Source organism: Streptomyces sp. MA5143a (assembly GCF_900290235.1).
In the GTDB taxonomy this organism is placed as follows: Bacteria; Actinomycetota; Actinomycetes; order Streptomycetales; family Streptomycetaceae; genus Streptomyces.
Genome location: NZ_OLMK01000115.1, coordinates 72,721 through 81,504 on the forward strand (window position 1 = coordinate 72,721; position 8,784 = coordinate 81,504).

General features: G+C 72.8%; 8 protein-coding genes. 2 read left to right on the forward strand and 6 right to left on the reverse strand.

Going from position 1 to position 8,784, the window contains the following annotated elements:
• Window positions 1-38 precede the first annotated feature (38 nt).
• The 6 genes from SMA5143A_RS37855 to fahA all read right to left on the reverse strand — a co-directional run bounded on the left by SMA5143A_RS37855 (window position 39) and on the right by fahA (window position 6,002).
• Complete coding sequence (locus tag SMA5143A_RS37855; protein ID WP_258193973.1) at window positions 39-890, reverse strand: ABC transporter ATP-binding protein; 852 nt, start codon at window positions 888-890, stop codon at window positions 39-41.
• A complete protein-coding gene (locus SMA5143A_RS37860) occupies window positions 874-1,836 on the reverse strand; it encodes an ABC transporter permease (protein ID WP_107467333.1) in 963 nt (320 codons plus the stop codon). Before SMA5143A_RS37860 ends, SMA5143A_RS37855 begins: the two co-directional genes overlap by 17 nt.
• Entirely contained in the window at window positions 1,833-3,176 is a 1,344-nt protein-coding gene (locus tag SMA5143A_RS37865) for an ABC transporter substrate-binding protein (RefSeq protein ID WP_107467334.1), read from the reverse strand. Before SMA5143A_RS37865 ends, SMA5143A_RS37860 begins: the two co-directional genes overlap by 4 nt.
• Window positions 3,177-3,204: 28 nt before the next feature.
• On the reverse strand, window positions 3,205-3,432 hold the full coding sequence (locus SMA5143A_RS37870) for a 4Fe-4S dicluster domain-containing protein (protein WP_030790138.1): 228 nt from the start codon (window positions 3,430-3,432) through the stop codon (window positions 3,205-3,207).
• An 87-nt stretch (window positions 3,433-3,519) separates the two neighbouring features.
• Entirely contained in the window at window positions 3,520-4,323 is an 804-nt protein-coding gene (locus SMA5143A_RS37875) for a GntR family transcriptional regulator (protein WP_107467335.1), read from the reverse strand.
• A 455-nt stretch (window positions 4,324-4,778) separates the two neighbouring features.
• Window positions 4,779-6,002: a fumarylacetoacetase gene (gene fahA / locus SMA5143A_RS37880; protein WP_107467336.1), complete on the reverse strand. Its 1,224-nt coding sequence runs from the start codon at window positions 6,000-6,002 to the stop codon at window positions 4,779-4,781.
• Window positions 6,003-6,194: 192 nt separating this feature from the next.
• On the opposite strand from fahA, the gene SMA5143A_RS37885 reads away from it, so the two are divergent.
• Together SMA5143A_RS37885 and SMA5143A_RS37890 are read left to right on the forward strand one after the other, a co-directional pair.
• Window positions 6,195-7,553: a carboxylate--amine ligase gene (locus tag SMA5143A_RS37885; protein WP_258193974.1), complete on the forward strand. Its 1,359-nt coding sequence runs from the start codon at window positions 6,195-6,197 to the stop codon at window positions 7,551-7,553.
• 47 nt (window positions 7,554-7,600) lie between these two features.
• The coding region (locus SMA5143A_RS37890; RefSeq protein ID WP_107467337.1) for an FAD-dependent oxidoreductase at window positions 7,601-8,784 on the forward strand (1,184 nt) is incomplete at its 3' end.

The window sequence follows — 8,784 nt, forward strand, 5'->3', positions numbered from 1 at the left end:
GGGGTGTCAGGGCGTCAGGGCGTCAGGGCGTCGGGGCGTCAGGAAGCGAGGGGGGTGAGGGAGGCGAGGACGTCGTCGCGCAGGGCCGCCAGGGCGGGGGCGTCGTGGGCCGCGCGGTCGCGGGGGTGCGGGATGTCGCGCACGGCGGTCAGACGGCCGGCGCCGAGGAGGGCCACGCGGTCCCCGAGGAACAGGGCCTCGTCCACGTCGTGGGTGACGAAGACGACCGTGGCACCCGTGCCCGCCAACACCTCCACCAGCAGGTCCTGCATACCGGCCCGGGTCTGGGCGTCGAGCGCGCCGAACGGTTCGTCCATCAGGACGGCGCGGGGGCGCCCGGCGAGAGCGCGCGCCAGTTGTGCGCGCTGGCGCTGGCCGCCGGAGACCCGGTGCGGCAACTGGCGTGCGTACTCGGCGAGGCCGACCCGGGCCAGCCAGGCCTCGGCCTGCGTACGGCGCTCGGCGCGCGGCAGGCCCCGGATGGCGAGGGGGAGTTCGACGTTGGCCCGCAGCGTGCGCCACGGCAGGAGGGCGTCCTCCTGGAACACCAGGGCACGGTCGGCGGACGGGCCGACCAGCGGGCGTTCGTCCTGGGTGAGCCGTCCGTCCAGCGGCGGCAGCAGACCGGCCAGCGTCCGCAGCAGGGTCGACTTCCCGCAGCCCGACGGGCCGACCACCGTGAGGATCTCACCGGGGGCGACGTCCAGGTCGACGTCCGTCAGGGCCACGGCGTCGGGACGGCCCAACTCGGCGGCGTGGAGCGAGAGCCGGGTGCCATGGGTGTCTTGGGTGTCTTGGGTGCCTTGGGTGCCTTGAGCCGTGCGGGTGCCCCGAGTTCCGCCGATGCCTTGTGTTCCGCGGGCGCCGCGCGTGTCAGACGAGGTGCTCATCGCGTGCCTCCTCGGGCTTGGGGCCGGTGCCGGGCCTGTCGGCCGCGCCGCCCTGGGCAGCGGGGGCCGGAACGGATGACGCGGGGGTGGGCCGGGGCAGGCGCGGCCGGGGCGCGGGGGAGTAGGACGTGCGGGGCAGCCAGTGGGTGAGACGGCGGCCCACCAGTTCCACGGCCGTCGACGTCAGCCAGCCGAGCACACCGATCGTGGCCATGCCGACGAAGACCCCCGGATAGTTGACGATCGTGTAGTCCTGCCAGGTGCGGTAGCCGACGCCGTACTGGCCGGAGATCATCTCGGCCGAGATCACACAGATCCACGAGACGCCGATCCCGACCGACAGACCGCCGAAGATGCCCGGCAGCGCGCCCGGCAGCACGACCGACGCGAGCACCCGCCACCGGCCGCCGCCCATCGTGCGGACCGCCTCCTCCCACACCGGGGTGAGCGCCCGTACGGCGTGCCGGGTGGAGACCAGGACCGGGAAGAACGCGGCGGTGAAGGTGATGAAGACGATGCCCTGCTCGTTCGACGGGAAGAGCAGGATCGCGACCGGCACCAGCGCGATCGCCGGGATGGGGCGGATCACCTCCAGGACAGGCCCGAGCAGGTCCTCGGCGAGACGCGAGCGGGCGATCAGGACGCCCACCGCCACACCGAGGACCGCGGCCAGGAGGAAGCCCGTCACGATCCGGGTGAGGCTGTCGGCCAGGTCCGTCCAGTAGTCGGGGCCCGACACCCGGTCCGCGAAGGCGTGCGCCACGTCCGTGACCGTGGGGAACTGCGAGAACCGCAGCCACAGGTCGACGTCCAGGCTCGTCAGCGCCTGCCAGAGGGCGAGCGCCGCGAGGAGGGCGAGGGCGCGGAGGGCGTAGCGGGCGGCGGGGCGGGGGAGGCCCCGCGCGGGGCGCGAGCCGGGGCCCGTGGGTGCTCGGTCAGCGGTCACGACGCCTGCTCCAGGGCGGCCGCGTACGTGAGGACACGGGCTCCGGGACGGGCGGTCACGTACGCCTTCGCCGTGGCCGGGGCGACGAACGGGAGGAGCCGGCCGCCGTCGGTCACCCAGACCGCCTTGTCGGCGAACCACTGGGTGCCGGTCGTCGCGTCGGGCACGTAGGCGGCGCGAATGCCGTCCTTGTGCCCGGCGACGTAGGCGAGCAGCTCGGCCGGGGTCCTGAACGCCTTCGTCCGCTCGGCGCCCTTGGGCCAGACCTCGCTCCCCGCCGGCGCCGGCGTCGCGGCCAGACGCTTCGCGTACGACGCGCCCAGCGCCTTGCGCACGTACCGGTCGTCGACGAAGGCGTCCACATCGACGTCGCCCGTCAGCTTCGCCGCCTTCAGGATCGGCACGTCCTTCTTCAGGGCGGCGATCAGCTCCGGCTTCAGCGCCGGGTCGAATGTGGCGATGCCGTGCGCGCCGTTGTAGAGGTAGACGACCTCCGCGGGCAGGCCCGTCGCCTCGGCGACCTTCTCGGAGGCGTCCACCGGGTGGTCGTTGAGGTAGTCCGTCGCCCTGGCCTGCGCCTTGAGGAACGCCTCCAGCACGGCGGGCCTCCGCTGTGCGAAGTCCTCGCGGGCCGTCACACCGTGGAAGGTCGGCAGGTTCAGCTGCGCGCCGTCGTACAGGGCCTTCGCCTTGCCCTGGTAGGCCAGCAGGCCCGGCCAGGCGACGAACTGGGAGAGCGCGTCCGCGCTGCCCGCGGAGAGGGCGGACGCGCCGACCGCCGGCTGCTGGTTGAGCTTCTCGATGTCCTCGTTCGCGTCGAGGCCGGCGTCCCGCAGGGCCCGTACGAGGGTGCCGTCGGCGGCCGAGCCGACGCTCGTGGAGACCTTCCTGCCCTTCAGGTCCTCCAGGGTGCTCAGCTTCGAGCCGGGAGCCGTGACGATCGTGTTGAGACCGCCACGCAGGTTGTAGCCGGTCGCCGCGACCAGCCGGGTGGGCCGGTTGAGCTGCTTGCCGCGGGCCGCGTTGATGAGGAGCGGGAAGTCGCCCATCGAACCGATGTCGATCTTCCCGGCGGTCATCTGGGCGGTGATGGGGGCGCCGGTGGCGTAGTCCTGCCAGTCGACCTTGTAGGTGTGGCCGTCGTGCAGGGCGTCGAGCTCCTTCTCGAAGTAGCCGAGGGAGCGCAGGAGGGTGCCGGCGGTGACCGTGTTGATGGTCTTGGACTGGTAGCCGACGGTGACGGTGACCGTGGAGCCGTCGTCCCCGGCCGCCGCGTTGCCGCCGCAGGCCGTCAGGGGCGCCAGTACCAGGAGGGCGGCGACAACTGGTGTGATCTTCAAGGGAGTTCGGGACCTCTCACCGGAGCGTTCAGCGGAGCAGATAGGGCATGTTGACCGTGACGGCGCCGGTGGGACACCGGGCCGCGCACGGGCCGCAGTACCAGCACTCGTCGACGTGCATGTACGCCTTGCCGTTGCTCTCGTCGATCGCGAGGGAGTCCAGCGGGCACATGTCCACGCAGAGGGTGCAGCCGTCGATGCACTTCGACTCGTCGATGGTCACGGGCACGTCGGCCCGCTGGGGCACCAAAGGCATGGCTGTCTCCAGGGAGGGGCGGAACAGGAGGGTGAGGCGCTGTGGCGAGCGGTGCGGCGAGTGCTACAGCGAGCGGTGCGGCGAGTGCTACAGCGAGCGGTGCAGCAGGCCGCTCATCGAGATGCGGTCGCCGCGGAAGCGGATGAACTCCAGGTCGACGGGGTGGCCGTCGGCGAGGTGGGTGAGCCGTTCCAGCATCAGGACGGCCGAGCCGCGCGGGGCTTCGAGTACGGCGGCGGAGTGGGTGTCCGCGTTCACCGCCTCCAGGGTGATCTCGGCGTGCCCCAGGGGCCGGCCGGTGATGGTCTCCAGCAGGCGGAAGACGTCCGTGTTCTCCAGGTCGGCGCCGAGCAGCGCCGTGCCGAGGTCGAGGGTGCCGAGGGTGAGCGGGATGTAGGTGAGGTCGAGGGAGAGGGGGAGGCCGCCCAGGCGGCGCAGACGTTCGATGTAGAGGACGTCCGTGCCGGGTGGGAGGTGCAGCCGGTCCGCCACGGGGGCCGGGGCCGGGGCGGGGCCCATCGTGCGGACCTCGTTGGTGACCGTGCCGTGTTCGCGGAGGGTCTCCGCGAGGCCCATCAGGCGGTCGAGGCCGTGGGGGTACTTCCGGGCGACGACGATCGTGCCGACGCCGGGGAGGCGGTCGACGAGTCCCTCGGCGCGGAGGAGGTCCAGGGCCTCGCGGACGGTGTTGCGGGTCGCGCGGTAGTCGGTGGCGAGGACGGACTCGTGGGGGAGGGTGCCGGAGCCGAAGCCGCCGGTGAGGAGCTGGCGGCGGAGGAGGTCGGCGAGTTGGCGTGCCTGGTCCGCGCGCAGCCGGCGACGTGCGCGGTGGGCGGCGACGGTGGTCGCGCCCTGGCCGGCGTGGTCTCGGATGCGGTCGGTGGGTGGCATGTTTCGAACCATACCGAGATGGTGGGGAAAGCTTTGTTGCTGGAGTGTTGCGCCATCTGACGGAGTGGCGGACAGGGCTCTGACCTGGGGGTTCGTGGGGGGTGGGGGCAAGATCTGCCACCGGGGGTGTCCGGTGGGTGGGCATCTGGTGGGGGTGTGGGGGTGTGGGGGTGGGGGGTGCGCGTTGGGGGTGGCCGGTTCGCGTTGGGGGTGGGGGCGCGTGCGGTGCGTTGGGGGGCGGGGCCGTGCCGGTGTGTCAGCCCGTCGCTTGGTGCCCTACTGCTCGGGGGTTCGGGGGGAGCTGTTGGCTGTGCTTCTCTACGCGACGGGCTTGACACGCCGGCACGGCCCCTCCCGTGCGTGGGCGGCCGACCCGCCGTGGATCCGGCCGATTCCCCGGAGCGGCCCCGCCGGTCCTGGGTTGTCCGATCCGGCGGGGAAGCCGCCGCCGGGGGCTACGCCTCCTGCGAGGACGGTACGACCCTGCCCGTCACCTCGCCCAGGGCGATCCTCGTGCCGTTCGGGCCGGGGGCCCAGGCCGTGAGGGTCACCTCGTCGCCGTCCTCCAGGAACGTGCGTTTGCCGGTGGGGAGGTCCAGGGGGTCGCGGCCGTTCCAGGTGAGTTCCAGGAGGGAGCCTCGCTGGTTCGCGGCGGGACCGCTCACCGTGCCGGAGCCGTAGAGGTCGCCGGTGCGCAGGGAGGCTCCGTTGACCGTCATGTGGGCCAGTTGCTGGGCGGCGGTCCAGTACATGGTGGAGAAGGGGGGCTCCGCGACCACATGGCCATTGACGGCGACCGAGATGCGGAGGTCGTAGCCGCCGGGGTCCTCGGTGGAGTCGTCCAGGTAGGGCAGGAGGTCGTGGGTGCGGGGCGGCGGGGTCACGCGGGCCTCGTCGAGGGCGTCCAGGGGGGTGATCCACGGGGAGACGGACGTGGCGAAGGACTTGCCGAGGAAGGGGCCCAGCGGGACGTACTCCCAGGCCTGGAGGTCGCGGGCCGACCAGTCGTTGAGGAGGGTCACGCCGAAGACGTGGTCCCGGAAAGCGGAGAGGGGCACCGGGTGGCCCATGCGGGTGGGCGTGCCCACGACGAAGCCGACCTCCGCCTCGATGTCGAGGCGGACCGAGGGGCCGAAGACCGGGGCCGGGTCCGCGGGCGCCTTGCGCTGGCCCGAGGGGCGTACCACCTCGGTGCCGGAGACCACAACGGTGCCGGACCGGCCGTGGTAGCCGATCGGCAGGTGCTTCCAGTTGGGGGTCAGGGGGTCAGGTGAGTCGGGGCGGAAGATCTGGCCCACGTTCCGGGCGTGGTTCTCCGAGGCGTAGAAGTCGACGTAGTCGGCGACCTCGAAGGGGAGGTGGAGCGTGACCTCGGTGAGGGGGTGGAAGAAGGGGGTGATCGTCTCGCGGTGGGAGGGGACCGTCACCCAGGCCGTGAGGGCCCGGCGGACGTCCGACCAGGCGGTGCGGCCCGCGGCGAGGAGCGGGTTGAGGGTGGGGTGGCCGAGGAGGGCGGCGTACGGGGAACCCAGGGCGCGGGCCGCCGCCGCCGCGTCCAGGACGTGGTCGCCCAGGCGGACGCCGACGGTGCGGGTGTCGGAGCCCGAGAGGGAGAAGACGCCGTAGGGGAGGTTGTGCGGACCGAAGGGGTGGCCTTCGGGGACGTCGAAGGGGGGCATGGGGTGCTGCCTCGCTCTCGTGCGTGCCGGCGTTCCGTCTGGTCGCGGCACACGTTACGGGGCGACGACGGGAACGGGGAGTGTCTAAAGAGTTCGCAATGTCCTGATAGGGGAGGGTCGGAGGGGATGATTCCGGCTTAGCGTCCTCTGGGGGCACGGACGGGGTGGGTCCGGGTCCGGTAAGGGGGACACGTGGGGGGACCCGTGGCCAGGGGCGCCGGGCATGCGCCGATCCCGGTGGATCGGGATGTTCCCGGGCTCATCGTCAAGTTCGGTGACTATCCGCTGCACCACGGCGGCGTCGGGGCGATCCGCAGCCTGGGGCGGCTCGGTGTGCCCATGTACGCGATCACCGAGGACCGTTACACGCCGGCCGCCCTCTCGCGGTACCTGCGGCGGGCGTTCGTCTGGCCCACCACCGGGACCGAGGAGCCCGAGCTGCTGGTGGAAGGGCTGCTCAGGATCGGGCGGGAGATCGGGCGGCCGAGTGTGCTCGTGCCGACCGACGAGGAGGCCGCGGTGCTCATCGCCGAGCATCAGGACGCGCTGGGCGCGGTGTTCCTCTTCCCGCGCGTCGACGCCAAGCTGCCGCGCCGCCTCGCCAGCAAGCAGGGGCTGCACGAGCTGTGCGTCGAGCACGGCGTCGCCAGCCCCACCGCCGCCTTTCCGCAGTCGTACGAGGAGGTCGAGCGGTTCGCGGGGCGGGCCCGTTTCCCGGTGGTCGCCAAGAACCGGGAGGCGTTCGAGCGGCGCCGGCAGCCCGCCGTCAACGGGACGACCCGGATCGAGAGCCCTCAGGCGCTGCTGCGGCTCGCCCGCGAATGGGGGGAGCGGCCCGGGGTGATCCTCCAGGAGTACCTGCCCCGGGAGGACGCCGAGGACTGGATCGTGCACGCCTACTTCGACGCGGAGTCCACGCCGCTCGCCCTGTTCACCGGGGTGAAGGTGCGCTCGTGGCCGCCGCACGCGGGGATGACGGCGAACGCGTACATCGTGGACAATCCGGAACTGGCGGACATCGCGGCCCGGTTCATCAAGCAGATCGGCTTCAGCGGCGTCATCGACCTGGATCTGCGCTTCGACCGGCGGGACGGGCAGTACAAGCTGCTCGACTTCAATCCGCGGATGGGCGCGCAGTTCCGGATCTTCGAGAACGAGGCGGGCATCGACGTCGTGCGCGCCATGCACCTGGATCTGACCGGGCGCCCGGTGCCGGAGGGGGAGCAGCTCGCCGGGCGGCGGTACATCGTGGAGAACATCGACCTGCCGGCCCTGCTCGCCTACCGGCGCAGCGGGTACACCACTCCGCACGCGCCCGCCCGCGCGAGCGGTACGGAGCTGGCGTGGCTCGCGGGTGACGACCCGCTGCCGTTCCTCACGATGCTCGCGCGCTTCGTGCGACCCGGCGCGAAGCACCTCTATCAACTGTGGCGGGCCAACCGGTCCGGCCGGACGGGCGCTCCCGGCCGGTCGAAACGGTCCCGCCGGTCGCGCCAGGGGGGCCGGGGCGGGCGGACCGCGCGGGGCGACCGCTTCGGGCTCCCCGGCTAGGCAGACAGCACACGAAGTAGGCACATCGCGTCCTGGGGAGGGACTTCGTGATCCAACCGGTAGCAGTCATCGGCGCCGGGCCGTTCGGTCTGTCCACCGCCGCCCATCTGCGGGCGCACGGCATTCCGGTCCGCGTGTTCGGCGAACCCATGGTCAGCTGGCGGGACAGCATGCCCGCCGGGATGCTCCTGAAGTCGACACCGGCCGCGTCCAGCATCGACGCCCCGCAGCGCGGCAACACCCTGCGCGACTACTGCGACGCGGCGGGCATCCGCCGGCTGGTGACGGACGAGGACATCATCCCCGTGGAGACCTTCATCTCCTACGGCGAGTGGTTCCAGCAGCGGCTCGTGCCCGAGCTGGAGCGGGTGCGCGTCGTCTCCGTGGACCGCGGCAGGGGCGGCGGCTTCGAACTGAAGCTGGACTCGGGGGAGTCGTTCACCGCGCGGGCCGTCGTCGTGGCCAGCGGACTGTTCGGGCTCGCGCATCTGCCGCCCGAGCTGGCGGGGGCGGCCGGTGACGGGCCCGCACCGAGCGGGCCGGTCTCCCACAGCTCGCAGCACCACGACCTCGGACGGTTCGCCGGCAAGGAACTGATCGTCGTCGGGGCGGGGCAGTCCGCCCTGGAGACGGCCGTCCTGGCAGCCGAGGCGGGAGCCCGGGTACGGGTGGTCGCGCGCGGCCGGGGCGCGGTGGCGTTCGGGGCGCCGCCGTGGAAGCAGCCGCGGCTGCGGCCGGAGTCGCCGTTCGGGCGGGCCTGGTCGCTGTGGGCGCTCAGCTACTACCCGCACCCCTACCGGTATCTGCCCGCCGAGGCACGGCACTACCTGGTCCGCCGGGTGCTCGGGCCGCTCGGGGCGTGGTGGCTGCGCGAGCGCTTCGAGGGGCACGTCGAGGTGCGGGAGGTCGACCGGGTGGTGCGCGGCGGCATCATCGACGGGGGGCCGCGGCTCGTGGTGCGGGGGCACGACGGGCGGACGGAGGAGATGGCGGCCGACCATGTCATCGCGGCGACCGGGTACCGGGTGGACCTCGGGGCGATGGGCTTCCTCGGCCACGAGCTGCGGACGGAGCTGGAGGTGAGCCGGGGCACGCCGGTGCTGGGGGCGGGATTCCGGTCGTCGATCCCCGGGCTTTACTTCACGGGGCTGCCCTCGGCGGCCTCGTACGGGCCGGTGATGCGGTTCGTGTGCGGCACGGAGTTCGCCTCACCCCGGCTGGCCAAGCACCT